The organism is Pedobacter sp. KH_004 (genome assembly GCF_057840755.1).
The window spans coordinates 3,741,596-3,768,106 of record NZ_CM174519.1; the positions used below are offsets into that span (position 1 = coordinate 3,741,596).

The window sequence follows — 26,511 nt, forward strand, 5'->3', positions numbered from 1 at the left end:
TAGGTTTGATTATTTTTGATCAATTTTTTTTAAGGTCCAGATCCTGAAAATCGAAGCTAAAATCGGTTAATGGAGAAATTGCCTCCATTTTAAAGCCTGTAGGTTTTCCTTCGGTATCCAGCGAAAAGTTAACAAATGCATCCGCATCCATACTTCTATCGTACCATTTAACAATAAAAGTATTGTCTTTGTAATACACCATATCGCCGGTTAACTTTAGGGAGTTTTTTGCCTGGAAATGCATTTTTCCATTTACATTGCTAATGGTAACTAGACCAAACCACACATCGTTGTATTCACCCAAATAATTTTTTAAATCTGGTTTATTAGTACCGTCTTTTTGAGCAGAAGCGATATCAGCCCAAATTTTATCAGTCACTTTTTTAGCATCTTCCTTATCTTCTTTCTCACTATCGGTTACCTCTTTAACTCTGTCTTTACCTTTGATACCGAAATAGCCATCCTTAATGGCTTCAGTAATTGCAGTAAAAGCGCCGCCAGATTGTTGATTGGTCAGCACGATTATACCCAATTTCAAATCTGGTATTATAGTTACTTCACTTACCATTCCAGCAAGACCACCGGTATGCTCAGCAACCATATAACCTTTTTCATCACTCAAAAACCAACCTAGTCCATAACCAAAGAAATGCGTGTTATAATCGCCTTTTCCAGCAGGGATGATGCTGTGCAAGGTCCACATTCTGTTCTGCGAAGCTCTGCTAAATAAGGTTTTGTCTAACTTCTCGCCATACTTACCCCCGTTTAATTGCGTAATTGCCCATTTGCTTAAATCTGCTACGCTCGAGTTCATTCCACCAGCGGCATTGCTATTCTCAGAGAAATCTTTTGGGATGACCGACAATTTCCCATTGACAGGCGCATGGGCATCAATGATATTTGTTTTGTCTTTTAATCGATTAAAAGAAAGGGCAGTACTATTCATGCCTAATGGTTGCGCAATTTTTTGCTCAATAAAATCTTCATATTTCATTCCAGAAATCCGTTCGATTACTTCGCCGGCCACGATGTAAAGTAAGTTATCGTAATCCCATTTGGTACGGAAACTAGAAACAGGTTTGAGATACCTTAAATTATGAATGATTTGTTTTTTCGAAACCGTTGAAGAATCAGGCCAAATCATTAAATCACCAGCACCTAGACCTAATCCACTTCTATGCGAAAGTAAATCACTGATGGTAAACTCAGAAGTAACGTATGCATCGTATAGTTTAAACTCAGGAATTATGTCGGTTACTTTCGTGTCCCAGGTAATTTTCTTTTCATCTATCAGCATGGCTAAGGCTGCTGCTGTAAATGCTTTGGTGTTCGAGGCAATACCGAACAGGGTATTTTCATCAACCTTCAATTTATTTTTTAAAGACCGAACACCATAACCTTTGGCGTGGATTACCTTTCCATCTTTTACTACTGCTACAGCAATACCAGGAACATTTAAAGCAGTTAAGGTTTTTTCTGCAACACTGTCGATTTGTTTAGATGTAAGTACCTGAGCAGACAAATTTGTACTGCAAAGGATCAGTAGAAAACTCGCCTGTATAAAAGTTTTTTGAAAGGATAATCGCATGGAGGGTGGGTTTAAATATCGCTTAAAGATAATCATTCTTTCAGGAGCATTTTTCGCCTACTTATCCTTTTCGAGTTTGTAATCTTTATGAACAATGAGGAAGCTTGCCCGCTCTTCTTTTTTGAAAGGGTAGTCCCAATTGCCCTGATAGGTAATCTTGGTAGGTAGTTTATCATCGCCGAAATAACCCATTTCAATATTCATTTGAACATCAAAATCAAACAGCATGTTGCCATATTTCATATCAACATAACGCCCCAGAATATTGAAATTTCGTTTATCAAAAATGGTAACCAGTTCTTTGATCATGATGCCATCTTTTGTCCAACTCGAGATATCTGGCTTGACAGAAACTTTAAAGCGATAAACAGGAATGGAATCCAAATAAGTTCCACTAGTAAAAGCATAATCATAATATTGGCGCATATTTGCCGAAAAAATCTCTGTTTTACTGCCGATAAATGGCACTTTTACCGGCCGACCGGGATTGAAGATTAGTGTTTTTAACTTATTTTTGTAGCTCTCGTTGGTACCACCTTTTCCGTTAGCGGCTGGTGCATTGGGCACAAAATCGGTGTTATAGGCATTCATAAAAATGTAATCGAACATTTCTACCGTATATAGTTGATACTTACCGTTTTTCTTATAAAGATTACCACTTTCTTCTTTCACCAGATATTCCATTTTATACTGGCCGGCATTGTTATGCTTTATTTTCCGATAAATTTTTCCATCAACTTTGTTTTTCTTGTTATAGCTGAAGATTCTGTTTTCAGCTATGAAGCTGTAGCGCTTCATGTCTCTAAATGATTGATAAAAAGATGTATCGTTTACCACTTTATTGATGAAAGTTTCGATGTTTAACCGCTCCGCTTTAATATTCACTACAGAATCTAAAGTAATTGTTTTAATCGTATCGGGATTAAAACGAGGAATTTCTTGAGTAAAACCACTAAAGATGAAAGCGGATAAAATGGTAATCAAAAATAATTTCATGTATAATGATATATAATATGGTGATGTAAGCGAGATCTTGATTGTTCCACTACATCAATTAATTCCCGAGCTGCTTTAGGGCGATATAAGCCATTAAACCAGTAGAAATTTTAAGTGCATCCTCATCGATATCAAACTTTGGCGTATGCACAGAATATTGCGTATCTTTTGCTGCGTTACCAGTACCTAAACGGTAAAAACAAGCATCTGTTACCTGAGAGTAGAAAGAAAAATCTTCAGCAGCCATCCAAATGTCTAAATCAATTACATTCTCTTTACCTAAAAATTCCTCAGCAAATGATCTGGCATTAGCCGTTAATTTTTCCTCATTGATAAGGAAAGGATAGCCCTTGTGAATATCAAAATCACAACTTCCCCCCATGGCTTCGGCAATACCTTCGGCCATTTTTTTCATGCGTTTATGAGCCTCTGCTCTCCAATTTTCATCCAAAGTTCTAAAAGTACCTTCAATTTTAACCTCGTTCGGAATAATGTTGGTTGCGCCATTTGCTGTTACTTTACCGAACGACAAAACTGATGGCAAACGCGGATCGGCATTACGGGAAACGATTTGCTGTAAGGCAATAATGATGTGTGAGGCAATTAAAACCGGATCGATATTTTGGTGCGGCTGTGCACCGTGACCACCTTTTCCGGTTACGGTTACATACAATTCATCGGTTGACGCCATATAAATACCTGAACGAAAACCAACCTTTCCTGATTCTATTAAAGGCATCACATGCTGACCAACAATGTAATTTGGCTTCGGATTTTCCAGAACGCCTTCCTTAATCATGATACTTGCACCACCTGGTAACAGCTCTTCTGCTGGTTGGAAAATTAATTTGATAGTCCCGCCAAATTCATCTTTCAATTGATTTAAGATATAAGCTGAACCTAAAAGTGAAGAGGTGTGTACATCGTGACCACAGGCATGCATTACGCCCGGATTTTTAGACGCGTATGGTTTATCGTTCGCTTCCAGAATTGGCAAGGCATCCATATCAGCACGTAAGGCAATCACCTTATCTGATGGTAAATTTCCTTTAATTAAACCTACAACGCCTGTGTTTGCGCAATCGCTAAATTCGATTCCCCAAGCCGATAGCTTATCTTTAACAAATTTTGAAGTTTCGAACTCTTGATAAGATAATTCAGGATTGGCGTGAATATGTTGACGGTAACCTACCACATCGTTAAAAATTGCGGCAGCAAGTTCTTGGACTTTATTTTTGATCATCAGTGATAGTCGTATCTAATTGTGGAGCATTAATTTTTTCCCTAAAAATAAACAATGTTGGGAAAGCTGGTCGGATTTCATTCATCAAACGTTGTGCTTCTAAACGTGTTCTAAAATCGCCCACTCTAATATAATAATTAGGCTCCTTGTAAATAAGGTAAGTATTAAATTTTGGGTAGAGACTTTTAAATCTGGCCTGTTGATTAAACACTTCTCTCCTATCTGAACCATAAAATATTTGAACCCGATAGCCATAAGAAGAAACAATCGGCTTTCCTATTTTCACTTCACCGGTCGTTTTATAAACTTCAGAACGCTTTGCGATCAAACTATCAATGAGTGGATCTTTTATAACAGTTACTTCGCCTCGCTGAGCAAAAGATGCTGAAAACAGAAATAAGCTTAGTATTAGCGTGAGTATTATCTTCATTTGTAATTAACCATGACATTCTAGAATTGTTTAAAAACAAGAATGCCGAATTCTTCGCAAAAATCGGCATTCTTTATGGGTTGTGCAAATGGTAGTTTTATTCTTCGTAACTGTCTACAATTAGAAAAATGTTACTTATTTATTATAATGAAACCAACATTGAATTACGGCACATTGTTGATCTTTACCTTTAGTACCCGAAACCTGATATACTAAATGATGTTCACGGGTAATACGCCGAGACCAAAACCCCTTTATATTATGTTTCAAAGGCTCCGGTTTACCTAAGCCATGAAATGGAGTTCTTTTGATGTCTTTAAGCAAATCCCTAATTTTTTTCTCAGCTTCAATATCATTATCTCTCCAATACTCAAAGTCTTCCCATCATTCTTCTGTAAATACCATGTTCCTATATTATACTTTGTCATCAAGTATAAAGTGTCTCACATTACCTTTTTTCACGCTTTCAATCGAACTTCTTATCGTTTACGATTAGCCTCTGTCGACATTAAATGTGCCGTTTCTGTCAGTGCATTATATTCCTTAATAGAAATTACAACTACAGCTTCATCCTCGTTATTATTGCGAGGGACAATTAAAATATCTTCTGTTGAACACGCCTCATCAAAATAGCTCTTCATGTTATTCCTCAGTGAAGAAATTGTTACAGCTTTCATAAAAACAACTTTAGTACTTAAAAATGTACGCCAAGATGTCCGTAATTGCAAATTACCTGAATAAAAAAAGCCTTAGTGAGTGCTAAGGCTTTTATAGTTTTGATTAAAAACTCCTTTACAAGTTTGCTCCGTGGCAGTTTTTAAACTTTTTGCCACTTCCACATGGGCAAGGCTCATTACGCCCAACAGTTGCTTCTTTACGAATCGGTTGTTGCGGAACAGCCTCACGGGTATCGCCAAATTCTACACCTGGCTGCTCAGCACCAAACTCTTGCTTAGTAGTCTGCAATTTCGGTTGTTTAACAGGTGCTGGTGCTTCTCTAACCTCATCAGCTTCTTGCTGAACAGGAATACCACCTTTATACAAGAAACTTACTACTTCTTTATTCACTGCATTAAGCATGTTTTTAAACAAGTTAAAAGCTTCCATTTTGTAAATCACCAATGGATCTTTCTGCTCATAAACAGCATTTTGAACCGACTGTTTCAAATCATCCATTTCACGTAAATGCTCTTTCCAGCTATCGTCAATCAAGGCCAGAACAATTGTTTTTTCAAATGAACGAACAACTTCTTTTCCCTTATTATCAATTGCTTTCTTTAAATCAACAGCCACCTGAATTCCACGGATACCATCGGTAAATGGGACTACAATTTGCTCAATGTGCTCACCACGTTCTTCGTAAACCTGAGTTAAAACTGGTAACGATTGGTGAATAATGGCTTCTGATTTACGAGCGTAAAACGATTCAGCCTCTTCAAATAAACGCTCTGTTAATTGCGCTACATTGGTGGACGAGAAATCTTTCTCTGTAATTTCAGTATCCAAAGAGAAGTTTTTAATTACTTCCAGTTTAAAACCATCGTAATTTCCTTCTTGTTTATACTCATTAACGATATCTTCAGCAACATCATAAACCATGTTGTTCATATCTACATCTAACCGCTCGCCAAAAAGGGCATTTTTACGTTTAGCATAAATCACCGTACGTTGGGAGTTCATCACATCATCGTACTCCAACAAACGTTTACGGATACCAAAGTTGTTTTCCTCTACTTTCTTTTGAGCACGTTCGATAGATTTGGTAATCATCGAATGTTGAATTACTTCGCCATCTTCGATACCCATACGAACCATAATGCTTGAAATTCTTTCAGAACCGAATAAACGCATTAAGTTATCTTCTAACGAAACGAAGAATTGTGATGAACCTGGATCGCCCTGACGACCAGCACGACCGCGTAACTGCCTGTCTACACGACGAGACTCATGACGCTCTGTACCCACAATTGCTAAACCACCAGCTTCCTTAACACCTGCGCCCAATTTAATATCTGTACCACGACCAGCCATATTGGTTGCAATGGTTACTGTTCCCGCCTGACCAGCTTCTGCAACAATATCAGCCTCTTTCTGGTGCATTTTTGCATTCAGTACATTGTGCTTAATTCCTCGAAGCTTCAACATACGGCTCAATAATTCGGAAATCTCTACCGACGTTGTACCTACCAATACTGGTCGGCCTGCTTGAGTTAATTTTACAATTTCATCGGCAACGGCATTATATTTCTCGCGAACAGTACGGTAAACATAATCCTGCTGGTCCAGACGTGAAATGTTTCTATTGGTTGGAATTTCAACCACGTCTAATTTATAAATCGACCAGAATTCGCCTGCTTCCGTGGTTGCTGTACCCGTCATACCGCAAAGTTTGTGGTACATACGGAAATAGTTTTGCAGCGTTACGGTAGCATAAGTTTGGGTTGCATCTTCAACCTTAACATTTTCTTTAGCCTCAATAGCCTGGTGTAAACCGTCAGAGTAACGACGGCCATCCATAATACGACCCGTTTGCTCATCAACAATTTTAATTTTCCCTTCATCGATGATGTATTCCACATCAATTTCGAACAAAGTATAGGCTTTTAATAATTGATTTACCGAATGAATCCGCTCTGCTTTAACAGAATAATCGCGCATTAAAGCATCTTTTTGAACAACCTTTTCTTCTAAAGGCATATCAGATTTTTCCAGTTCAGCTACTTCAGTACCTACATCTGGCAATACAAAGAAATGAGGGTCTTCGCCAGATTGAGTAATCAATTCGATACCTTTCTCCGTCAATTCTACCTGATTGTTTTTCTCATCGATATAGAAATACAATTCCGAATCAACCTTAGGCATATTTTTAGATTGATCAGCCATGTAGTAGTTTTCAGTTTTCAGCAACAAACCACGAACACCGCTTTCGCTCAAAAATTTAATTAATGCTTTATTCTTTGGCAAACCGCGGTAAGCACGTAATAGCGCCAAACCTCCTTCACCTTCTTCAGTACCAGTGTTACCCGCATTGATTAACTTTTTAGCCTCATTTAAAGCAGAAGAAACATAAGCTTTCTGAGCATTTACCAAACGCTCAATACGAGGTTTTAACTCATAAAATTCGTGCTCATCTCCACGAGGAATAGGGCCTGAAATAATTAATGGTGTACGGGCATCATCAATTAAAACTGAATCGACCTCATCTACCATTGCAAAATGTTGTTTACGCTGCACCAATTGATCAGGCGTTTGCGACATATTGTCACGCAGGTAATCAAAGCCAAATTCGTTATTGGTTCCGTAAGTAATATCAGCCGCATAAGCTTTTCTTCTTTCCTCAGAGTTTGGCTCATGCTTATCAATACAATCGACACTAATTCCATGGAATTCGAATAGTGGACCATTCCACTCACTATCCCTACGGGCCAGGTAATCATTCACCGTTACAATGTGAACACCTTGACCGGCAAGCGCATTTAAATATGCTGGCAAGGTAGAAACCAGAGTTTTACCTTCACCAGTAGCCATTTCGGCGATTTTTCCACTGTGCAAAACAATACCACCAATTAATTGAACATCGTAGTGAACCATGTTCCATACTACTTCGGTACCTGCGGCATCCCATCGATTGGCCCATTGTGCTTTGTCGCCAACGATTTTCACATTGCTTTTACGAGCAGCATAATCTCTATCAAACTGTGTTGCGGTAACTTCTAGATAATCGTTTTCACTCAAACGACGAGAAGTTTCCTTAACTACGGCAAATGCTTCAGGAAGAATTTCCAATAGCACTTTTTCCAATTCAGTATCACGCTCTTTACCTAAAGCATCAACCTGATCGTATATGGCAGTTTTTTGATGAAGATCCAGACCATCTCCTTCAGCATCAGCTTTTAAGGCAGCAATTTTACTATCGATATCAGCTAAAAAAGAAGCTATTTTTTCTTTAAATTGAATGGTTTTCCCACGTAATTCGTCGTTACTAAGTACCGTTAGTTTACTAAATTGTTCATTTATGGCAACAACCAATGGCTGAACTGCCTTTATATCTCTCTCTGATTTACTTCCGAAAATCTTCGCTAAAAATCCTAACATTATTGTATTTTAAATCTTATTTACTATTGAAAAAGGGTTGACTCCAACAACCAGAATATTGACTTGTAATAAGTCAATTGGGCTGCTGAGGGTTTAAATGGGAATAAAATCTTTTAAAAAGATCTAGAAAAACGAAATTATGGACTATTGTTTTTTGGCTTTTTACGGATGGTCAAATCAGAGATTAACTGATTTATGCATACATATTTAACAGTTTTTGATGGAGCTTGGGTACCGCTTAAAGCAAGCGCAGTGTAAGATAATAAGTAAGGGTTATGCTCCTCATTTAACTGAACGAAAGCTTTCCCGGGGTTGTTTACACTAATTTTGTGCTCACTACAATATTCGTTCAATATCCTTAGCCCTTCAACACGCTCGGCTTTTGCCAAGTGTGTTAAGCTAAAAAATACAAGAGATATGGTAACGAGGTGTTTCATTAATTTGCGCCAAAGCTAGTTTTAATCTTTTACAAAATGAAATTACACCTACTCAAAAACTATACCCCTAATTTCGAATCCTTTATTTGACACCTTTTTTTGCTACAAAGTAAGAAGAATTCATTTTCGTGAATTAATTACTGACAAAAACACTACAGTTGACATACATTCAAAGTAAAGTTATTCCATCATTTTTATTTGCAAAAGAGGTTAGGAAATGCTGACGTCCTTTTTTAATTTTAGACCATGCCGCAAAAAGTAATTACGATAGGTTACCGGAAGATAATTGATGATTCAAGCCTAAACCATTGGGATAAGTTTATACATGAAGACAGTTTTTTAGAGTTCCAAATGCAATCGCAGCTTTTCAATCAGGAAGAAAAGTACAATACATTTGCCGAGCTAATTTTAAATGTACCAGAGGCAGATAAACTTCACTTTTTAGTAAGTGCAGCCATTACAGGTTACCTAAGACAACTGAATGGCATTATTCCCGATATTTTGGATAACCTTGGAAGAAAATTTCTACCCTTCGAAAATTTTAAATTTGAGATTATTAATTCCGACATCAATGATATCGAACAACATAAAGTTGCCATCAACTTTTTTTCTAAACCTATGATCTGGCATGATAGCCTTCATCACTATTTATTGCTCTCGCCATACAGTGAGGTAACCCAGCCAGAGGTATTTACTCATCTTCTTCAAATTCAACCGTTTGTAAGTATTCATTCTATAAAAACTATTTAATAATGAGGTTATCACCTGACAAATTATTCCTTGCTGATGAACGTGGCATAAAAACAACGGATGCATTAAAAAGATATAGCACATTTAACTTTGAAAAATTATTTAGCGAGGAGCATGCCATCGGAAATTTATTTATCTGCAATGATGACACTATAGCTGCTGGCAAAATGATTTTTTTTCTTTCCAAAGAAGATTCTTATCAGTTATTTTTTCCCATTACGGGAAGAATAGACATTGTTCAGGGAGGGAAAGAGTTTGGAGTTGAGACTGGTGAAGTACAGGTTTTAAATTTAGGTAAAGGTGAGGTTTTAGAAATCAGTAATCCTTATCCAAATGAGGAAATCCATTATACCCAGTTGGGAATTAACACCGATATGTTCTTGCTTAGGGCAAGCGAAATGTTATTCAAATTCGAGTTTGAGGAAGATAAAAAACATTTCATTGAAATTGTTAATCATCCTAAACTTCCGTTCAAGCTAAATGCAGGTAGTTTTACCGATGGCCAGCACTTGATTTATAAGAACCAAAACAAAGATCACAAACTCTTTTTCTTAGTAATTGATGGCACCTTTGAAATTGAAGGAAGAAAATTGAAAACCAGGGATGGTCTGTCGCTTTGGGATTTAGAACAGGTTCGCATTGTGTCATTGAGCGATAACGCAGTCATTTTGGTATTGGAACATCTATAGCAAATATGATCCAGCTGAATCAAGACGAAGTGTTTCGATAAATTATGCACTTGAAGAACGCAAGCTGGCAGATGTCCATTGCTTTCGACGTTTTGAATCCCACGTTGCTATTCAAACTTTTCTCGCTAGTGTTTTTGATTTAACCTTTTCTCGGCCGTCTTTCTGCTTTCACCCAAATATGACACCCCGCTTAAATTAATCCAAATCGAAACTTTTACCTTTAATAATCCGTTAATACACATACATGAGAGGTTTTCGTTTTTCTGATTATAAGCCTGGCGATACGCCACAAGGTGGGTTTGATGAGTTGCTGAAATTGTTTAGCGAACTGCTTAACTATACAGCAGGTGATGCGGCAGAGGCTTTAAGCTGGCTCAATGAACTTGACAAGCAATACAAGCTAACAAACAATGATTATGGCATCGGAAATTTCATCGATGACCTGAAAGAAAAAGGCTACCTGACTGAAGACAATCAATCGGGAGAGTTTAAAATCACTGCCAAAACAGAACAAACTATCCGGAAATCGGCCTTGGACGAGATTTTTGGAAAGCTGAAAAAATCTGGCAGAGGGAATCACAATAGCAACCAATCGGGTATTGGTGAAGAGAAAAACGCCGATAGACGCGAGTATAGTTTTGGCGATAGTTTGGACCAGATCGATATGACTGCCTCAATCCAAAATGCTCAAATTAACCATGGAATTGGCGATTTTACCCTAACTGATAGAGATTTAGAGGTAGAGGAAAAGGATTTTAAAACACTTACCTCAACCGTGTTGATGATCGACATTTCGCATTCCATGATTTTATATGGGGAGGACAGAATTACTCCCGCCAAAAAAGTGGCAATGGCCTTAGCCGAACTTATTAAAACGAAGTATCCAAAAGATACTTTAGATATCGTGGTTTTTGGTAATGACGCCTGGCCGATTACTGTTAAAGATTTACCTTACCTTCAAGTTGGCCCCTATCACACCAATACTTTTGCTGGGTTAGAGTTGGCTACAGATTTACTTCGCCGCCGAAAAACACATAATAAGCAAATTTTTATGATTACAGATGGAAAGCCAACCTGTTTGAAAGAAAATGGAAAGTACTACAAAAACAGCATGGGCCTAGACAGAAAGGTGATTAACAAAACCTTAAATATGGCTGCACAGTGTAAGCGATTGAAAATTCCAATCACCACGTTTATGATTGCAAAGGACCCATACCTCCAACAATTCGTTCGCCAGTTTACCGAAATTAATGGCGGAAGAGCTTTTTACAGCTCCCTAAACGGATTAGGTGAATACATTTTTGAAGATTACATTAAGAATAGGAGAAAGACTGTAAAATAGTCAGAATTTCCCCATCTCTGGTACTGAGATAAGGGATCAAAATAATTAAACATGGCTAAACGCACAAATACTTATAAGTTAACATTAGAAGAAATATCTTTAGCAAAAGAAGATGATGGTATAAACGATCCGTTAACGCTAGAGTTCGATAACTACGATAATATTTTTAACATTATCAACGCAGTAAAAGGCAAAGGTATTTTTGAAGATGAAAATCAAGCTGTTGAGTTTGCCATTGGTTTAAAAATGTTTACCGAGGTGATGCTCAAAAATAGAGAGAACGAAATTTTCAAAGAATTGCAGCCTGCTATTGGCGAATTCATGAAGAAGCTGAAAAGCAAGTAAGTTAAAGTAAAAGTTTTAGGTTTAAATTAGGAAACTGGCAACACATAACCTATAACTCATAAAAAAGATATATGCAAAACACAACATTAGGCCAGTTAAAGGCAACAAATTATAAATCTCGGAGTGTAAAAGAAGAACTTAGAGAGAACTTAATTAAGGTACTTAGAGATAAGAAAACGGAATTCGAAGGGATTATTGGTTACGATGAAACGGTGATTCCGGAGTTGCAAACTGCAATTCTTTCCCGTCATAACATTTTACTTCTGGGTTTACGCGGACAGGCTAAAACACGTATTGCCCGTTTAATGGTAAACTTATTAGATGAATATGTTCCGTACGTTGCTGGGAGCGAAATTTTCGATGACCCATTGAACCCTATTTCATGGTATGCAAAAAACGAAATTGCTACTCAAGGTGATGAAACCGAGATCGCCTGGTTACACCGCAGCGAGCGTTATACCGAAAAGTTGGCTACGCCTGATGTTACCGTTGCCGATTTAATTGGTGATGTCGATCCGATTAAAGCCGCTACTTTAAAACTGACTTACAACGATGAGCGTGTTATTCACTTTGGGTTAATTCCAAGAGCGCACCGCAGTATTTTCGTTATTAACGAATTGCCCGATCTGCAAGCTCGTATCCAGGTGGCTCTGTTTAACATGCTCCAGGAAAAAGATATACAAATTCGTGGTTTTAAACTCCGTTTGCCTTTGGATATCCAATTTGTGTTTACGGCAAATCCAGAAGATTACACCAATCGCGGAAGCATTGTTACTCCGTTGAAAGATAGAATTGAAAGTCAGATTTTAACCCACTATCCGAAAAGCATCGAAATTTCCCGTAAAATTACTTTTCAAGAAGCCAAGCTCACCAGCGAGCAACGGGCTAATATTGAAGCGGATGGGTTAGTTAAAGATTTAGTGGAGCAAATTGCTTTCGAGGCAAGAAAAAGCGAATACATTGATCAGAAATCGGGGGTATCGGCAAGACTAACCATTTCAGCTTATGAGAATTTAATTAGCACAGCCGAAAGACGGATGTTAATTTCGGGTGAGAAAAACACTTTTGTTCGTTTATCTGATTTGGCGGGGATAATCCCTGCTATTACCGGTAAAATAGAGTTGGTTTACGAAGGTGAATTGGAAGGGCCTGCACATGTGGCAACAACTTTAATCGGCAAAGCTGTCAAAACTTTATTTGCCCGCTATTTCCCAGATCCTGAAAAGGCAAAGAAAACCAAAACGGCTAATCCATATAGTGAAATTACCGAATGGTTTACTGAAGGAAATAATATCGATGTTACCGATACATTGACCAATGCGCAATACAAAAAGGCATTGATGCTGGTTCCAAGTTTATATGATACGGTAAAGAAATTTCATCCTAAATTAAGTGAAAACCAAACCCTTCTTTTGATGGAATTTGTGTTGCACGGCCTCGCAGAATATTCTCAATTGAGCAAAAATTATTTGAACGGAGGTTTTGGATTCTCAGATATGTTTGGCAGTTTATTTAATGCCGAGTTTAACGAGGAAGAAGATGAAGACGATTTTAGGTAGTAATTAATGAAAAATTTAATAACTTCTAGAATAAACTAAATGGAATTTAACGGATATCTTTTATCGCTGAGGCTAAATCGGCAAAATCTTCCAGAAAGATATCCGTTTAATATTCCTTGTTTAAAATCTTTCGAAGAATTGGTTTTTCATCCAAAAGTAACGTTTCTAACTGGCGAAAATGGAGTTGGCAAATCGACATTAACCGAGGCAATTGCCATTAATCTTGGTTTCAATGCTGAAGGAGGAAGTAAGAATTTCAATTTTAAAAGTACTGAAAGCCATTCCGATTTACACAACTATTTAACAATAGCCAAAAGTTTTAAGAAACCAAAAGATGGTTTTTTCTTAAGGGGCGAAAGTTTTTACAATGTTGCCAGCGAGATTGACAAACTTGATGAAGAAGGTGGAGAACCAAAAATCATTGACTCTTATGGCGGACTTTCGTTGCATAAGCAATCTCATGGGCAGTCATTTTGGTCACTATTTATGAATAGATTTAACGGAAATGGTATCTATATTCTGGATGAGCCCGAATCGGCACTTTCTGCAACTAAACAAATTGCAATGTTATCCAAAATTAACAGCTTGGTGAATCAAAATGCACAGTTTATTATTACCACACATTCTCCAATATTGCTGGCATACCCAAATGCATCAATTTATGAAATGGCTGACGAAGATATTATGAGGGTGAGCTATGAGGAAACTGAAGTTTATCGGGTTTACAAATCCTTTCTCGATAACCCTGACAGAATTCTAAGTAGTTTATTGACTGCAAATACTTAATTTAGCAGGTTAATAAAGTACCCAAATTTTTAATTTAAATTGAACAACCCGAGTATGGGAAGACTTCCTTTCATTATCGTTGCCTGTATATTTATTATTGCATTCGATATTTATTGCTACAAAGCAATTGTTTCTGTTTTTAAAAACTGGAAACCACGCACCAAAAAGGTTTTTGGAATTTTATATTGGTCTTATAGTATTCTTTTAATTGTTGGCGTTTTCGCAGGAATTTATTTAAACCTGTTTCTTACTTTAAGAGCTATCATCTTAGTGGCTTTCTTTCTCACAGTAGCCTGCAAATTTGCAATGTTGCCATTTTTAGTGTTCGATGATTTACGTAGGTTATTCATTAAGATTTTCAGAAAAAAACCTACTGCAGAAGACCAGCCAATAAGCCAAGCAGAACCGATTTCACGTTCAGAGTTTCTAGTTAAAGCTGGTTTAGTAGCAGCAGCAGTTCCTTTAACTTCTTTAAGCTGGGGCATTATCTCGGGTGCTTACGATTACCAGGTAAGAAAGGTAAATCTAATTCTACCTAATCTTCCAAAAGCTTTCGATGGAATTACAATGGCCCAAATTTCCGATATCCATTCCGGTAGTTTTTATAACAAAACCGCAGTTAAAGGTGGTGTAGAAATGCTAATGGGCGAAAAACCTGACTTTGTTTTCTTTACCGGTGATTTGGTTAATAACCTCACCAATGAAGTTAAAGATTATCAAGATATTTTCGCAAAGGTGAAAGCGCCATTGGGCGTATATTCTTCTTTGGGGAACCATGATTATGGCGACTACTATTTTGGCAAAATATCATCTCCTGCAAAGGTTAAAAACCTGAAGGATATGGTTGATGTACATAAAATAATGGGTTACGAGTTGTTGATGAACGAACACCGCAGATTAAAAGTTGATGGTGAAGAAATTGGTATTTTAGGTATAGAAAACTGGGGAATGGGCCGTTTTCCAAAATATGGTAAAATGGAACTGGCTGTTCAAAATACCGACGACTTGCCAGTGAAATTATTGCTCAGTCACGACCCTTCGCATTGGCGGGGTGAAGTGCTACAAAAATACCCGCAAATTGATGCAATGTTCAGTGGCCACACCCATGGAATGCAGTTTGGCGTTCGCTTAAAAGAATACCAATGGAGTCCGGTGCAATACATATATAAAGAATGGGCCGGATTGTATCAGGAGCAAAAGCAACAGCTTTACGTTAACGTAGGTTATGGATTTTTAGGCTATCCGGGAAGAGTTGGAATTCTGCCAGAAATAACGGTATTTACATTGAAAAGGGCTTAAGCAAATTAATAAGGTTGAATGAGCGAATATTTCCAGCATACAGCCTCTAATTCCCTCATTCAAACATTCTCTCATTCAATCATTTATTATCCCGCATTAAAACGATAACCTACACCGCGAACGGTTTGCAACAATTGCGGATTATCTGGATTTAATTCAATCTTTTTACGCAGGCGAACAATGTGCATATCCAATGTACGGGTGTTAACATCCGAATTGTAGCCCCAAACCACCAACATCAACTCATCGCGATTAATTACTTTTCCAGGATTGCGCAAGAAATAAAGCAAAATTCGGTTTTCTAAAATGGTAAGCTCAATTTTCTTTCCGTCTCTAAATAAAGTATGAATATTCGGATGATGCTCCATATTACCAAAACGGTGAATTTCAGCGGTATCTTTATTTACGATGAATTTTACTTTACTTTCCAGCATCGCAACCAAAACATCCATATTAAATGGCTTGGTAATATAATCTGATGCGCCAAAGTTATAAGCATCAATTTTATCAACATCCTGTGCCTTGGCCGTCATCATAATGATCAGGTTTTCGAAACCTTGTTTGCGAACACTTTCACAAACTTCGGCACCTTGCTTTCCTGGCATCATCCAGTCCAATAAAACAATATCTGGTTGGTCAGCTATAATCATCCGCTCACCCGATTCGCCATCATTGGCTTCTAAAACATTATAGCCTTCAGTTTTTAAACGATGTGCGACTAAAAAGCGAAGATTTTCATCATCCTCAACAATTAATATTTTTACTTCTTTAGACATTTTTGTGTGTTTATATGTTGTAAAGTTCAAAGGTTGAAATGTTAACCGTGGCAAACAAAACATTCAGACTTTATAGTATTTTAATTTTCAATGCATTAAGTTCAAATAGCCTCAATCGCCTTTCTAGTTTTAACTTTCTACTTTGAACTATTATAAGGCAGCACAATTTTAAACTCTGTGCCATTGCCCACTTTGCTCTTAACTGAGATTTCTCCCTGCATAAAGTTAACCAGTTCTTTACAAAATGCCAAACCTAAGCCTACACTTCCCATTTGGTTGTATTCATTCTGTATCCTGAAAAACTTTTTAAATATATTGTTTAATTCAGATGCCGGAATACCAATTCCTTTATCGGCAAACCTAAAAACCAAAACACCCTTAATTAGCTTTGCACTAATATGAAGTATCTTGTGAGCAGGTTTAGAATATTTATAAGCGTTTTCTGCTAAATTATCGAAAAGGCTTCCTAATAACACCGGGTCAGTAATAAAGGTTTTAAACCCTACAACTTCATAAGTAATTTTAAAATCAGGATGTTTTAACGTGTGCGATTCAATTGTACTTTCGATGAAATCTTCAATATTTACCTGTTCCTGGTTAAGCTTTATGGCTTTGTTTTCAATTTGAGTAAAAGCCAGTAGCTTGTTCATTAAGCCATTGAGTTTATCCGCTTCTTCATCTAAAATTTTACCATAGAGTTGTTGCTCTTTTTGACTTAATGCAGTTGCACTTTTAATGTTATTGCCCGCAATTTTAATTACACTAACCGGCGTTTTAAACTCATGGGTAAGGTTGTTTACAAAATCATATTGAAGCTTAAACATTTTACTGTTGATGTTGAGATTACGATAGATTAGAAAAGCTACCAACAATAATACGCCATACACCAAAAGCAATACTAAAGCAATCGGCATAAAGTAAATAAATATCTCTTTTTTGATATATGATTTTGACGAGGTGAAATATAATTTGAAATCAGAAAATGCACCCGGCAAAGCAATTTCAGTAGTCATATTCTCATCAGAAGTATCAATTGGGTCATAGGTTAAAGGCTCAACTTCAATTTTTTGATACAACAATGGTCTTGTATTAATTACCTTGATCTTATTTGGGTCAAGTTGAAATACCAACATATCCTGCTGATAAACCGGCAAAGGGTTCAGCTTACGACGCATCATATCCTTGTAGATTTTTAAATCTTCGCGTCGGGGAATGTTTAGGTAAGTGATTTTATTTGATTTTACTACAGAAAAATTGGTGAAAAGTTCTTCCTGGGTGGGTACAGCTGCAGTATCTAATAGGTCTACAAAGGTTACCAGTTTGTAAGCCATTGCATTAAAATCATCTCCAACTTTAAAAGATCGTGTATCAAATTCAGAAAACAGCTTTACCGAATCTGGTGCTACGGTTTTACCAAATTGGTAGATGGATTTCGGTCCGATAGACAAATTTCCGACGTTCATGCCGTCTTTCACAGCGACGTTTTTTACCTCGGTATCATAAAAAGTAACTTTCGAAATAAATGGATATTTAATCGTTACGGTATCTACAAATTTTGCCGCAGTTGCAGAATCCAAAAAGCCATTATAATAAGATATTTCAGGCATCTTGTTCTGAAAAAAATCGTTGTAAGCTTTAATGCTTTGCTCTAAAACGTTTACTTTTTCTGATACAAATTCGTTTTCAATAGACTTTTTACTGAAATTAAAAGCCAAAAATAATGATAGAATAAATAGAATCGAGATGAGAACAATAAAGGTAACGCCAAGCGAGAAATTCTTGCGATAACCACTTTTTTTGTCGAGGGCCATAATTTATTTCTTGCTCAGATTTGTTTTTAAAAACTCTTCCAACGCTTTATACAATGCAGTTCTTCCTTGCTGGCGTAATACAGGGTTCGGCCCTTCTTCTTTCTCAATATAGGTAACTGGTACATTTCTCTTTTTCAACTCTTTGATGAACTGAACGCCTTCTGCTACATTTACCCGTGGATCTTTAGGGTTTTGCGCAATAAAAACAGGCGTTTTAAAACGATCGGCATGAAATACGGGTGATGCGAAACGCATATAATCTGTATCGGTTACCGGATTGCCAACAATTTCATAATACATTTGCAGGTTCGATTTTAAAAACGGAGGGATTGTTTTCAGATAACTAAATAAGTTAATTACTCCAGAATTTGATCCGCCGCAGTTGTAAAGATCGGGATTTTTATATAAACAGTTTAATGCAATATAACCGCCAAAACCATTCCCATAAATAGCCACTTTTTTAGGATTGGCGATTTGCTTTTCGATTAACCAGCGCACACCATCATTTACATCTTCCTGTATCTTATCGCTCCACTGTTTAAACCCAGCTGCATAAAATGATTTTCCATAACCTGTTGATCCTCTGTAGTTTACCTGCAAAACAGCATAACCCCGACTGGACAAAAACTGTACTTCAGCGTTATAACCCCAACTATTTCTTCCCCCCGGCCCATTATGCGGCAATACCACAACAGGCAAATTTGTTGCTTTTTTGTTTTTCGGTAGCGTGAGGTACCCATTAATGGTTAAGCTATCGCGACTTTTGAAACTAATCGGCTTCATATCGCACATCATCTCTTCTTTAATTGAAGAATTAATATCAGTAAGTTTTTTTAATTTATTATCACTTGCCGTATATAAGTAGTACGAACCTGGGCTTTTATCGGTAAAAGTTCTAATCACAAAAACTTTTTCCTGCTTGTCCTTATCCATTATCCGCCATTCGGAGCCTGGCAAATTTAAATCAATTTTACTGTAGGTATCTCTGGAATCGCTATCCAGATAGTATTTTTGCTTTTTCCAAGTTTCGCAGGTTACAAACAGCATCTTCTTTTGTGCCCGTGAATATCTCGCATCCACTACATTCAAAGTGTCGTTTGCAAACAGCACTTTCTTTTCTTTACCTGTTTTCAAATCGAGAGAAACTAGCGCATTTTTATCCCTGTTCACATTCGATATCGCATAAAGCACATTTGGCTCTTGCTCAGAAAATGCAACAGGTCGGAAAGTGGTTTCAAAATTATTGCTGAAAACCGGCTGAAACGACTGATTTTCATTTTCGCGATATAAAAGTGTTTCGTTTACACCATCACTGGCGATAGCAATTTTTAAAACACCCTTGTTATCCGTCATCCATTCGGTAATATTCCCTGGATTTTTAGCCGCAATATCCATTTGACCATTTCTCACATTTAAACGATAAACATCAAACACTGTAGAATCTCTTTTATTGGATGCAACAATGATATATTTATCGTCAATAAGCTGATCTTCGATAACCTTTAAACGTGTTTTTTCATTTGCACTAAGTTGTACCTGCTTGCTTCCATCTTTGTTAATTACAAAAATATCCGAACGTCGGTCTTTAGATTCATCTTCAGTGTAATAGATCAATTCATTATTGCTTGTCCAGAAATGAAAACTGATTGTTTTTTCGGTTAAATGCGTCAGCTGAACACTATTTCCTGTAGCTAAATCTTCAACAAAAAGATCGAGTTTCTTATCCTGAAGTTTCAAGTACGATAAGCTTTTACCATCCGGAGAGATGTGATAATAAGCTTTATCGAACGTTTTAAAGAAATCATCTACAGGTATAGTCTCCCCCTTTTGCGGATTCTTACATCCCCAAACTGAAGCTACTAAAACAAATAGAATAATTCTTTTTAACATAAATTAATTTCTCACGGGATGACAAAAATAAGGAACCCTGTTAGTTTACTATGCTTTACACCAACAATGTTACTTATCAAAATGAGATGCCAACGGGCTCAATTTAGTATTTAAAAAATAGAGAGAAAATAAATTGCAGGTAACATTATTATTGGAATTAATCGGTCTTTGCCTTAGCTTTCAACTAAATCCATTTAGTTGATGTTTACCAATCGGGTTTTTAGCTTTCAGCCTTTTTAATTACTTTTAAACCTTATAATTGGCATAATGAATAGACTAATCGTATTTGTATTTTTCTTGTTAACATTAGGTGCTAATGCGCAAGTTTTACGTCTAAACCCACCTCTTGCAACCGATAATACGTCGTTAATTATTCAGTATTATCGTGACGGAGAATATGAAAAAGCTGTCGTTTTATTAGAGAAAGTTTTTGCCAGTGCTAACAATGAAGGCTATTTTGATATCTATTTCAATTCTCTTTTAAAATTAAAACGTTACGATGTTGCCGAAAAAACGGTAAAGAAGCTCATGCGGCAAAGCCCAGAAAATGAAGCTTATCCTGTTGCATTAGGCAAGCTCTATCAAGAAAAGGGCGATATCCAGGCAGCCAATAAAATTTTCAATGAGGTAATCAGTAAACTACCAAAAGATGAGTTTAAAATCCGTAGTCTGGCCAATAGCTTTTATAGATTTGAAAATTATGATTTCGCTGTTCAAACTTTTAAACAAGGCAGGAAAATATTAGGCAATGATGAGTTTTTTGTTTATGAGCTTTTAAACATTTACCGTTTTAAAAAGGATAAACCCATGCTAATGCAGGAATATTTAGATGCACTAGCCACACTCCCACAGTTACTGCCACAAGCGCAAGCCATCTTGCCTGTAATTTTTGATGACAAGGCCGATTATCAAACCTTTCAAATAGGCATTTTGAAAAAGATTCAAAAATTTCCGGATGCAGAGGTTTATATCCAGTTATTAACCTGGAATTACATTCAACAGCAAGAATTTGACATGGCGTTGCGCCAGTTGATTGCTTTTGATAAACGCACTAAAGCCGATGGCGGTACTTTATTTAATGCTATATATACTTTCGTTGATAATAGCGCTTACGAAACTGCTATCAAAGCTTATGAGTACCTACTCACTAAAGGTAAAGATAATCCATACTATTTACCATCCAAAATTGAACTATTAAATACCAAATACAATATCCAAACTACTGGCAAACCAATTTTAGCAGACCTTAATTTATTAGCCAAAGATTATCAAACTCTGCTGGATGAAAATGGAAAAAATAAAAACACTTTATTCGCGATTAAGAAATTAGCCAATCTGCATGCATATTATTTATATCAGGCTGAGAAGGCCGAAAAAGGTTTGGAAGAAGCTTTACAAATGCCAGGATTAAGTAGCCAGGATCTTGGTCAGTTGAAACTGGATTTGGGTGATGTTTACATTCTTACCAACCAACCTTGGGAGGCCTTTTTGGTATATGAGCAAGTGAGCAAACAGTTTGAAGGGCAATCTATAGGTAATGAAGCTCGTTTTCGAAGCGCAAAGCTTTCCTTTTATCAGGGTAATTTTGAATATAGTAATGGCCAATGCCAGGTATTAAAGGCTGCGACTTCACAATTAATAGCTAACGATGCTTTGAATTTAAGTCTTTTAATTTCTGATAATATTCAAACCCCTACAGATAGTAATGCTTTGAAAATGTACGCTGATGCCGAAATGTTGATTTTTAGAAATTTACCAGCAAAAGCAATCAATAAGCTAGATAGTATAGCCATTGCTTATCCGCAGAATGGCCTTGCTGATGCAGTAATGATGACCAAGGCAAAAATCCTTATTAAGTCAAACGAATTCCAAAAAGCTGCAGATATCCTAAAAAAATTAAGCGAAGATTTTAAAGATGGCATCTGGACTGATGATGCGCTGTTTAAACTTGGCGATTTGTACGAGAAAAAACTGAACGACATTGTACAGGCTAAACTTTACTTCCAAAAACTGATTACTGATTACCCCGGCAGTATGTTCAGTGCAGAAGCACGCAAAAGGTTTAGAAACTTACGGGGAGATGGGGTTTAATGCAGCATTAGTTCGAAAAAATAATCAACAAAAACTGTAAATTAGCTTCTGTTTAATGCTCTACCATGATAGAAACCGATCGGCTTATTTTAAAACCATTGCTTCATGATCAACTACTAAAATATATTCGGGCTGATCATTCTCTGGAAAAAGAATTCGGACTTTTACCTACCAAAAAAAATATTTCGAAATCGTTACATGATGCACTTCAGAAAACTATTCTGCCCAATGTTTTTGATAAAGATAAAGAATATCTCTATCACACCTTGTGGGTAGTTATCTCTAAACCAGACCAAAAAATGGTTGGCGATATTTGCTTTGTTGGTGAACCCGACGCTGATGGAGAAATTGAAATTGGTTACGGTACTTATGAAGAGTTTAGGGGCAAAGGCTTTATGACCGAGGCAGTCGGTAGAATAACTGAATGGGCAAAAGAACAACCAAAGGTTAAATCAATTTATGCCGCTACTGAAAAAAATAATGTAGCATCATATTCCATTCTGGAAAAAAACCATTTTGTAAATATTGGTGAAGTAGATGATATGTTAAGTTGGAAAATCGAATTAAAATGATTGTTAAACAGCAATCTCAAAAAGGCTCAAACTGATACCCTCATAGTGTTTCGGCAAACCTTCCGATTTTTGGAGTGTAACTACGCCAACATAATCAAAACCGCAGCCAGTATAATAGGCTAAAAGTTTTTCATTATCAGCCCAAGTATCCATACGAATATATTTTATATCGTTTTTGGTTGCATAACCTTTAGCCCATTTGATAATTTCTTTTACGAATGAATAACCGCGATAAGCAGGGTGCGTAACGATACGATGAATGTAAACTGAATCATGGTCGCGATCGCCCCAAATGAGTTGATCATTAAAGGTTACTGCAAATACACAAGCTACTTCGCCATCAACTAAAATTTTATATTGGCGGTTATCTGTAATTTCCGTTTCTACTAATTCCCTGCTAAAGCCTTGCCAGTGCTTGTTAAATACTTTCTTTTGATGAGCAATGGCCATATCGTAGAAATTAAAAATGGTATCTATATCTAAAAGCTGGCTGTTTTTTACCTCGATTTGCATGGCGTAAATGTAAAATTTGATTTTTGGCTTGCAGTAATTTGATAAATATTTCTTTGTGATTTGTTTCTAAATTCACCATGACAGCAAAAAGCAGGGGTCGTTTTCCTATAGAATGCGACCCCTGCTTATCTTATCATAATTTCGTTAGACTTCTGTTAACCTCATTCTTTGCTGCTTATTTCTGTCGGAAAAATATTTGAATTGGTGATCCTGAAAAATCAAAATTCTCTCTTAATTTATTCTCAATGAAACGTTTATATGGATCTTTAATATACTGAGGCAAATTACAGAAGAACGCAAACATTGGCGAAGTACCGTTAATCTGCGTAATGTATTTTATTTTAATGTGTTTACCCTTCAATGCCGGAGGTGGAAACTTTTCGATCAACGGCAACATTACATCATTTAATTTCGATGTAGGAATTTTCTTGCCCCGGTTTTTGTAAACCTCTAAAGCAGCTTCAATGGCCTTGAAAATACGTTGCTTATTTAATACTGAAGTAAATACGATAGGCACATCGGTAAACGGACGAATACGCTCGTGAATTTGCTCCTCGAAAGCTTTCATTGTTTGCGTATTTTTCTCAATCAAATCCCATTTGTTGATTAAGATTACGATACCTTTCTTATTTTTTTCAGCAAGGTGGAAAATATTAATATCCTGACTTTCGATACCTTCTACAGCATCGATCATCAATACCACCACATCAGCCTCTTCCAAAGCCTTGATGGTACGCATTACCGAGTAAAATTCTAAGTTTTCTTTAACCTTAGTTTTTTTACGCAATCCGGCAGTATCGATCAGCATAAATTCATGCCCAAATTGGTTATAATGAATTTTGATCGAATCGCGGGTGGTACCAGCATTTGCAGTTACAATATTGCGTTCTTTCCCAATTAAAGCATTAACCAAAGATGATTTACCTACATTTGGGCGACCAGCAATGGTGATTTTTGGAAGTTGATTTTCTTCTTCAGGGATATCTTCGAAATTTTTAACGATCTCATCTAACAACTCACCCGTACCAGAACCAGTCATTGACGATAGTGGATACACTTCGCCCAAACCAAAGCCATAAAAAGTATGGATTTCATTGTACAGTGCAGTATTATCTACTTTGTTTGCGCAAACAAAAACAGGTTTCTTACTTCTGCGTAAAACCTGGGCAATATCATCATCCAAATCGGTAATGCCTGTCGTTACATCAACCATGAATACTAAAACGCTTGCTTCTTCAATAGCAATCATTACCTGTTCGCGGATAGCCGCTTCGTAAACATCTTCAGAATTAGCTACGTAACCACCAGTATCAATTACGGTAAATTGCTTGTCCGTCCACTCGCCAACGCCGTAATGTCTGTCGCGGGTTACGCCGCTCATATCATCTACAATTGCCTTGCGACTTTCAGTTAATCTATTAAAAAGGGTGCTTTTGCCTACGTTTGGCCTGCCTACGATGGCGATAATATTACTCATTTTGTATTTATGATTGTAAATTTACGATTGTAGATTTTCTATCACAAACGTAAAAATTGTTAAGTCTATATCAATTAGCCATTGATTATCAACTCCTAACCGATTTATTTCGGGCTGCAAAGGTACGGTTAATTATCGTAACCAAAGCTCTTTAGGTAATTCTTTTTGCTTCTCCAATCAGGAATTACTTTTACAAACAACTCTAAAAACACTTTCGAATCCAAAAATTTCTCGACTTCCAAACGGGCTTCTGTACCTACTTTTTTAAGCATGCTGCCACCAGTACCAATTAAAATATTTTTTTGCGAGTCGCGTTCTACCACAATTTCAGCCATAATCCGAACCATGCTACCTTTACCGTTTTTAAGTTCTTCTTCCCTGAAACTCTTTACAATTACCTCGGTACTGTAAGGAATTTCTTTTTGATAGTTCAAGAAAATCTTTTCGCGGATGATCTCCGAAACGAAGAAACGCTCCGAGCGGTCGGTCAATTCTTCCTTATCATAATAAGCCGGATGCTCAGGCAACAATTGCAGAACATGATCTAAAATTCCATCTACATTGTGGTTATGCAAGGCCGAAATGGCATAAATAGAAATGGGATTTAGCTTTTCTTGCCAATAAGCAATCTTTTCATCAACCTGTTCTTGCAATGCTTTGTCGATTTTATTAATCAACACAATCGTAGGAATATCGCGGTTTAGTATTTTCTCTAAAACATCATCTTCATCATGCGTTTCGTTGATATCTGTAACGAATAAAAGTACATCGGCATCGGTCAAAGATCCGTTAACAAAGCTCATCATACTCTCTTGCAAAGAGTATTTTGGCTTAATAATACCCGGAGTATCAGAAAAAACGATCTGATAATCTTCCTCATTTACGATACCTAAAATACGATGTCTTGTGGTTTGCGCTTTAGGAGTTATGATGCTAAGTCGCTCGCCAACAAGCACATTCATTAGGGTAGATTTGCCAACATTGGGTTTACCTATTATACTAACAAAACCTGCTTTATGCGCCATAGAAATATTTTTAAAAAAAAATTTGCAGCACAAAGAAACGAATTATATCTTTGCATTCCAATTCGGAAACAGAGTTAAGGATTTAATTCAAGTGAAAAAACGAGTTGTATATAATGCGGGGTGGAGCAGTTGGTAGCTCGTCGGGCTCATAACCCGAAGGTCGCACGTTCGAGTCGTGTCCCCGCTACCAAGTAGTCTGAAGTCGTAAGTACCAAGTCCGAAGTCTTATTGACTCAAGACTGAGAACTAAAGACTCAAGACTGATTTAATGGCCCGTTCGTCTAGGGGTGAGGACGCCAGATTTTCATTCTGGAAACAGGGGTTCGATTCCCCTACGGGCTACGAAACCGCTTAATTAGATGGCGGTTTTTTTATCAGTTTCAACACTGCAAAATTGAGGTTGGTAATACCGTAAAAATACAATGTAATGCGGGGTGGAGCAGTTGGTAGCTCGTCGGGCTCATAACCCGAAGGTCGCACGTTCGAGTCGTGTCCCCGCTACTAAGTAGTCTGAAGTCGTCAGTACCAGGTCCAAAGTCTTATTGACTCAAGACTGAGAACTAAAGACTCAAGACTGATTTTAATGGCCCGTTCGTCTAGGGGTGAGGACGCCAGATTTTCATTCTGGAAACAGGGGTTCGATTCCCCTACGGGCTACATAAACTCTCGTCATGGGAACAACATGGGGATTATTCCATAAAAATCAACAAAAAAGCCTTCAAAACCTGAAGGTTTTTTTGTTATTTTTTTTTTAGTGCAGTCTTTTTAAATGAAATTTAAACACGTATATTTGATTT

At 37.0% G+C, this 26,511-nt stretch carries 22 protein-coding genes, 4 tRNA genes and 1 pseudogene; 13 read left to right on the plus strand and 14 right to left on the minus strand.

Annotated elements, in window-relative coordinates:
• Positions 1-19: 19 nt before the first annotated feature.
• The 8 genes and pseudogenes from AC3ITD_RS15935 to AC3ITD_RS15970 all read right to left on the minus strand — a co-directional run bounded on the left by AC3ITD_RS15935 (position 20) and on the right by AC3ITD_RS15970 (position 8,789).
• Positions 20-1,588: a serine hydrolase gene (locus tag AC3ITD_RS15935; RefSeq protein ID WP_489361196.1), complete on the minus strand. Its 1,569-nt coding sequence runs from the start codon at positions 1,586-1,588 to the stop codon at positions 20-22.
• A gap of 57 nt (positions 1,589-1,645) precedes the next feature.
• Entirely contained in the window at positions 1,646-2,584 is a 939-nt protein-coding gene (locus tag AC3ITD_RS15940) for a hypothetical protein (protein WP_489361198.1), read from the minus strand.
• 58 nt (positions 2,585-2,642) lie between these two features.
• Positions 2,643-3,827 (minus strand): M20 metallopeptidase family protein, encoded by a 1,185-nt coding sequence (locus AC3ITD_RS15945; protein WP_489361200.1) that lies wholly within the window; start codon positions 3,825-3,827, stop codon positions 2,643-2,645.
• Positions 3,814-4,257: an SPOR domain-containing protein gene (locus tag AC3ITD_RS15950; protein ID WP_463485003.1), complete on the minus strand. Its 444-nt coding sequence runs from the start codon at positions 4,255-4,257 to the stop codon at positions 3,814-3,816. Before AC3ITD_RS15950 ends, AC3ITD_RS15945 begins: the two co-directional genes overlap by 14 nt.
• A gap of 135 nt (positions 4,258-4,392) precedes the next feature.
• Positions 4,393-4,629, minus strand: a pseudogene (locus tag AC3ITD_RS15955) (Txe/YoeB family addiction module toxin); the annotation flags it as partial.
• Between the two features lie 107 nt (positions 4,630-4,736).
• A complete protein-coding gene (locus AC3ITD_RS15960) occupies positions 4,737-4,934 on the minus strand; it encodes a type II toxin-antitoxin system Phd/YefM family antitoxin (RefSeq protein WP_489361202.1) in 198 nt (65 codons plus the stop codon).
• Between the two features lie 115 nt (positions 4,935-5,049).
• Entirely contained in the window at positions 5,050-8,352 is a 3,303-nt protein-coding gene (gene secA, locus AC3ITD_RS15965) for a preprotein translocase subunit SecA (RefSeq protein ID WP_265798475.1), read from the minus strand.
• Positions 8,353-8,489: 137 nt separating this feature from the next.
• Positions 8,490-8,789: a hypothetical protein gene (locus tag AC3ITD_RS15970; RefSeq protein WP_489361205.1), complete on the minus strand. Its 300-nt coding sequence runs from the start codon at positions 8,787-8,789 to the stop codon at positions 8,490-8,492.
• A gap of 246 nt (positions 8,790-9,035) precedes the next feature.
• Here AC3ITD_RS15970 and AC3ITD_RS15975 point away from each other — a divergent pair, with 246 nt between their 5' ends.
• The 7 genes from AC3ITD_RS15975 (at position 9,036) to AC3ITD_RS16005 (ending at position 15,559) form a co-directional block, all read left to right on the plus strand.
• The gene (locus AC3ITD_RS15975; protein WP_265798477.1) at positions 9,036-9,539 is read left to right on the plus strand and encodes a hypothetical protein; all 504 of its coding nucleotides are present in this window, start codon (positions 9,036-9,038) and stop codon (positions 9,537-9,539) included.
• A gap of 2 nt (positions 9,540-9,541) precedes the next feature.
• The gene (locus AC3ITD_RS15980) at positions 9,542-10,228 is read left to right on the plus strand and encodes a pirin family protein (RefSeq protein ID WP_489361207.1); all 687 of its coding nucleotides are present in this window, start codon (positions 9,542-9,544) and stop codon (positions 10,226-10,228) included.
• Positions 10,229-10,472: 244 nt separating this feature from the next.
• Positions 10,473-11,570, plus strand: coding sequence for a vWA domain-containing protein (locus tag AC3ITD_RS15985; protein WP_056848359.1), 1,098 nt, complete (start codon positions 10,473-10,475; stop codon positions 11,568-11,570).
• A gap of 51 nt (positions 11,571-11,621) precedes the next feature.
• Positions 11,622-11,915 (plus strand): DUF3861 domain-containing protein, encoded by a 294-nt coding sequence (locus AC3ITD_RS15990; RefSeq protein ID WP_489361210.1) that lies wholly within the window; start codon positions 11,622-11,624, stop codon positions 11,913-11,915.
• A 71-nt stretch (positions 11,916-11,986) separates the two neighbouring features.
• Positions 11,987-13,474 carry a magnesium chelatase gene (locus AC3ITD_RS15995; protein ID WP_489361212.1) on the plus strand — a complete coding sequence of 496 codons (1,488 nt, stop codon included), beginning with the start codon at positions 11,987-11,989 and terminating at the stop codon, positions 13,472-13,474.
• Positions 13,475-13,513: 39 nt separating this feature from the next.
• Positions 13,514-14,260, plus strand: a complete 747-nt coding sequence (locus AC3ITD_RS16000; protein ID WP_489361214.1) for an AAA family ATPase — start codon at positions 13,514-13,516, stop codon at positions 14,258-14,260.
• Positions 14,261-14,314: 54 nt separating this feature from the next.
• Positions 14,315-15,559 (plus strand): metallophosphoesterase, encoded by a 1,245-nt coding sequence (locus tag AC3ITD_RS16005; RefSeq protein ID WP_489361216.1) that lies wholly within the window; start codon positions 14,315-14,317, stop codon positions 15,557-15,559.
• 86 nt (positions 15,560-15,645) lie between these two features.
• Here AC3ITD_RS16005 and AC3ITD_RS16010 read toward each other — a convergent pair whose 3' ends face one another.
• The 3 genes from AC3ITD_RS16010 to AC3ITD_RS16020 form a co-directional block, all read right to left on the minus strand.
• The gene (locus tag AC3ITD_RS16010; RefSeq protein ID WP_056848356.1) at positions 15,646-16,335 is read right to left on the minus strand and encodes a response regulator transcription factor; all 690 of its coding nucleotides are present in this window, start codon (positions 16,333-16,335) and stop codon (positions 15,646-15,648) included.
• A gap of 137 nt (positions 16,336-16,472) precedes the next feature.
• Positions 16,473-18,146, minus strand: coding sequence for a sensor histidine kinase (locus AC3ITD_RS16015; protein ID WP_265798483.1), 1,674 nt, complete (start codon positions 18,144-18,146; stop codon positions 16,473-16,475).
• 3 nt (positions 18,147-18,149) lie between these two features.
• Complete coding sequence (locus AC3ITD_RS16020) at positions 18,150-20,036, minus strand: S9 family peptidase (RefSeq protein WP_489361219.1); 1,887 nt, start codon at positions 20,034-20,036, stop codon at positions 18,150-18,152.
• Between the two features lie 267 nt (positions 20,037-20,303).
• Between AC3ITD_RS16020 and AC3ITD_RS16025 the strand changes: the two genes are divergently transcribed.
• Together AC3ITD_RS16025 and AC3ITD_RS16030 are read left to right on the plus strand one after the other, a co-directional pair.
• The gene (locus tag AC3ITD_RS16025) at positions 20,304-22,127 is read left to right on the plus strand and encodes a tetratricopeptide repeat protein (RefSeq protein ID WP_489361221.1); all 1,824 of its coding nucleotides are present in this window, start codon (positions 20,304-20,306) and stop codon (positions 22,125-22,127) included.
• 65 nt (positions 22,128-22,192) lie between these two features.
• Positions 22,193-22,699 carry a GNAT family N-acetyltransferase gene (locus tag AC3ITD_RS16030; RefSeq protein ID WP_489361223.1) on the plus strand — a complete coding sequence of 169 codons (507 nt, stop codon included), beginning with the start codon at positions 22,193-22,195 and terminating at the stop codon, positions 22,697-22,699.
• Between the two features lie 3 nt (positions 22,700-22,702).
• Here the strand turns inward: AC3ITD_RS16030 and AC3ITD_RS16035 are convergent, their stop codons facing one another.
• The 3 genes from AC3ITD_RS16035 to era form a co-directional block, all read right to left on the minus strand.
• Positions 22,703-23,212: a GNAT family N-acetyltransferase gene (locus AC3ITD_RS16035; protein WP_489361225.1), complete on the minus strand. Its 510-nt coding sequence runs from the start codon at positions 23,210-23,212 to the stop codon at positions 22,703-22,705.
• Between the two features lie 175 nt (positions 23,213-23,387).
• On the minus strand, positions 23,388-24,689 hold the full coding sequence (gene der / locus AC3ITD_RS16040; protein ID WP_489361227.1) for a ribosome biogenesis GTPase Der: 1,302 nt from the start codon (positions 24,687-24,689) through the stop codon (positions 23,388-23,390).
• Positions 24,690-24,817: 128 nt separating this feature from the next.
• A complete protein-coding gene (era, locus tag AC3ITD_RS16045) occupies positions 24,818-25,714 on the minus strand; it encodes a GTPase Era (protein ID WP_489361229.1) in 897 nt (298 codons plus the stop codon).
• A 114-nt stretch (positions 25,715-25,828) separates the two neighbouring features.
• Between era and AC3ITD_RS16050 the strand changes: the two genes are divergently transcribed.
• From AC3ITD_RS16050 to AC3ITD_RS16065, 4 genes are all read left to right on the plus strand, one after another.
• Positions 25,829-25,904 (plus strand) — tRNA-Met (locus AC3ITD_RS16050).
• A gap of 80 nt (positions 25,905-25,984) precedes the next feature.
• A tRNA-Glu gene (locus AC3ITD_RS16055) sits at positions 25,985-26,056 on the plus strand.
• An 86-nt stretch (positions 26,057-26,142) separates the two neighbouring features.
• Positions 26,143-26,215: transfer RNA gene (locus AC3ITD_RS16060), tRNA-Met, on the plus strand.
• An 84-nt stretch (positions 26,216-26,299) separates the two neighbouring features.
• A tRNA-Glu gene (locus AC3ITD_RS16065) sits at positions 26,300-26,371 on the plus strand.
• The last annotated feature ends 140 nt before the right edge of the window (positions 26,372-26,511 follow it).

Coding starts and splice junctions, on each gene's coding strand:
- AC3ITD_RS15935 (WP_489361196.1), bottom strand. CDS start 1,588: ATGCGATTATCCTTTCAAAAAACTTTTATACAGGCGAGTTTTCTACTG.
- AC3ITD_RS15940 (WP_489361198.1), bottom strand. CDS start 2,584: ATGAAATTATTTTTGATTACCATTTTATCCGCTTTCATCTTTAGTGGT.
- AC3ITD_RS15945 (WP_489361200.1), bottom strand. CDS start 3,827: ATGATCAAAAATAAAGTCCAAGAACTTGCTGCCGCAATTTTTAACGAT.
- AC3ITD_RS15950 (WP_463485003.1), bottom strand. CDS start 4,257: ATGAAGATAATACTCACGCTAATACTAAGCTTATTTCTGTTTTCAGCA.
- AC3ITD_RS15960 (WP_489361202.1), bottom strand. CDS start 4,934: ATGAAAGCTGTAACAATTTCTTCACTGAGGAATAACATGAAGAGCTAT.
- secA (WP_265798475.1), bottom strand. CDS start 8,352: ATGTTAGGATTTTTAGCGAAGATTTTCGGAAGTAAATCAGAGAGAGAT.
- AC3ITD_RS15970 (WP_489361205.1), bottom strand. CDS start 8,789: ATGAAACACCTCGTTACCATATCTCTTGTATTTTTTAGCTTAACACAC.
- AC3ITD_RS15975 (WP_265798477.1), top strand. CDS start 9,036: ATGCCGCAAAAAGTAATTACGATAGGTTACCGGAAGATAATTGATGAT.
- AC3ITD_RS15980 (WP_489361207.1), top strand. CDS start 9,542: ATGAGGTTATCACCTGACAAATTATTCCTTGCTGATGAACGTGGCATA.
- AC3ITD_RS15985 (WP_056848359.1), top strand. CDS start 10,473: ATGAGAGGTTTTCGTTTTTCTGATTATAAGCCTGGCGATACGCCACAA.
- AC3ITD_RS15990 (WP_489361210.1), top strand. CDS start 11,622: ATGGCTAAACGCACAAATACTTATAAGTTAACATTAGAAGAAATATCT.
- AC3ITD_RS15995 (WP_489361212.1), top strand. CDS start 11,987: ATGCAAAACACAACATTAGGCCAGTTAAAGGCAACAAATTATAAATCT.
- AC3ITD_RS16000 (WP_489361214.1), top strand. CDS start 13,514: ATGGAATTTAACGGATATCTTTTATCGCTGAGGCTAAATCGGCAAAAT.
- AC3ITD_RS16005 (WP_489361216.1), top strand. CDS start 14,315: ATGGGAAGACTTCCTTTCATTATCGTTGCCTGTATATTTATTATTGCA.
- AC3ITD_RS16010 (WP_056848356.1), bottom strand. CDS start 16,335: ATGTCTAAAGAAGTAAAAATATTAATTGTTGAGGATGATGAAAATCTT.
- AC3ITD_RS16015 (WP_265798483.1), bottom strand. CDS start 18,146: ATGGCCCTCGACAAAAAAAGTGGTTATCGCAAGAATTTCTCGCTTGGC.
- AC3ITD_RS16020 (WP_489361219.1), bottom strand. CDS start 20,036: ATGTTAAAAAGAATTATTCTATTTGTTTTAGTAGCTTCAGTTTGGGGA.
- AC3ITD_RS16025 (WP_489361221.1), top strand. CDS start 20,304: ATGAATAGACTAATCGTATTTGTATTTTTCTTGTTAACATTAGGTGCT.
- AC3ITD_RS16030 (WP_489361223.1), top strand. CDS start 22,193: ATGATAGAAACCGATCGGCTTATTTTAAAACCATTGCTTCATGATCAA.
- AC3ITD_RS16035 (WP_489361225.1), bottom strand. CDS start 23,212: ATGCAAATCGAGGTAAAAAACAGCCAGCTTTTAGATATAGATACCATT.
- der (WP_489361227.1), bottom strand. CDS start 24,689: ATGAGTAATATTATCGCCATCGTAGGCAGGCCAAACGTAGGCAAAAGC.
- era (WP_489361229.1), bottom strand. CDS start 25,714: ATGGCGCATAAAGCAGGTTTTGTTAGTATAATAGGTAAACCCAATGTT.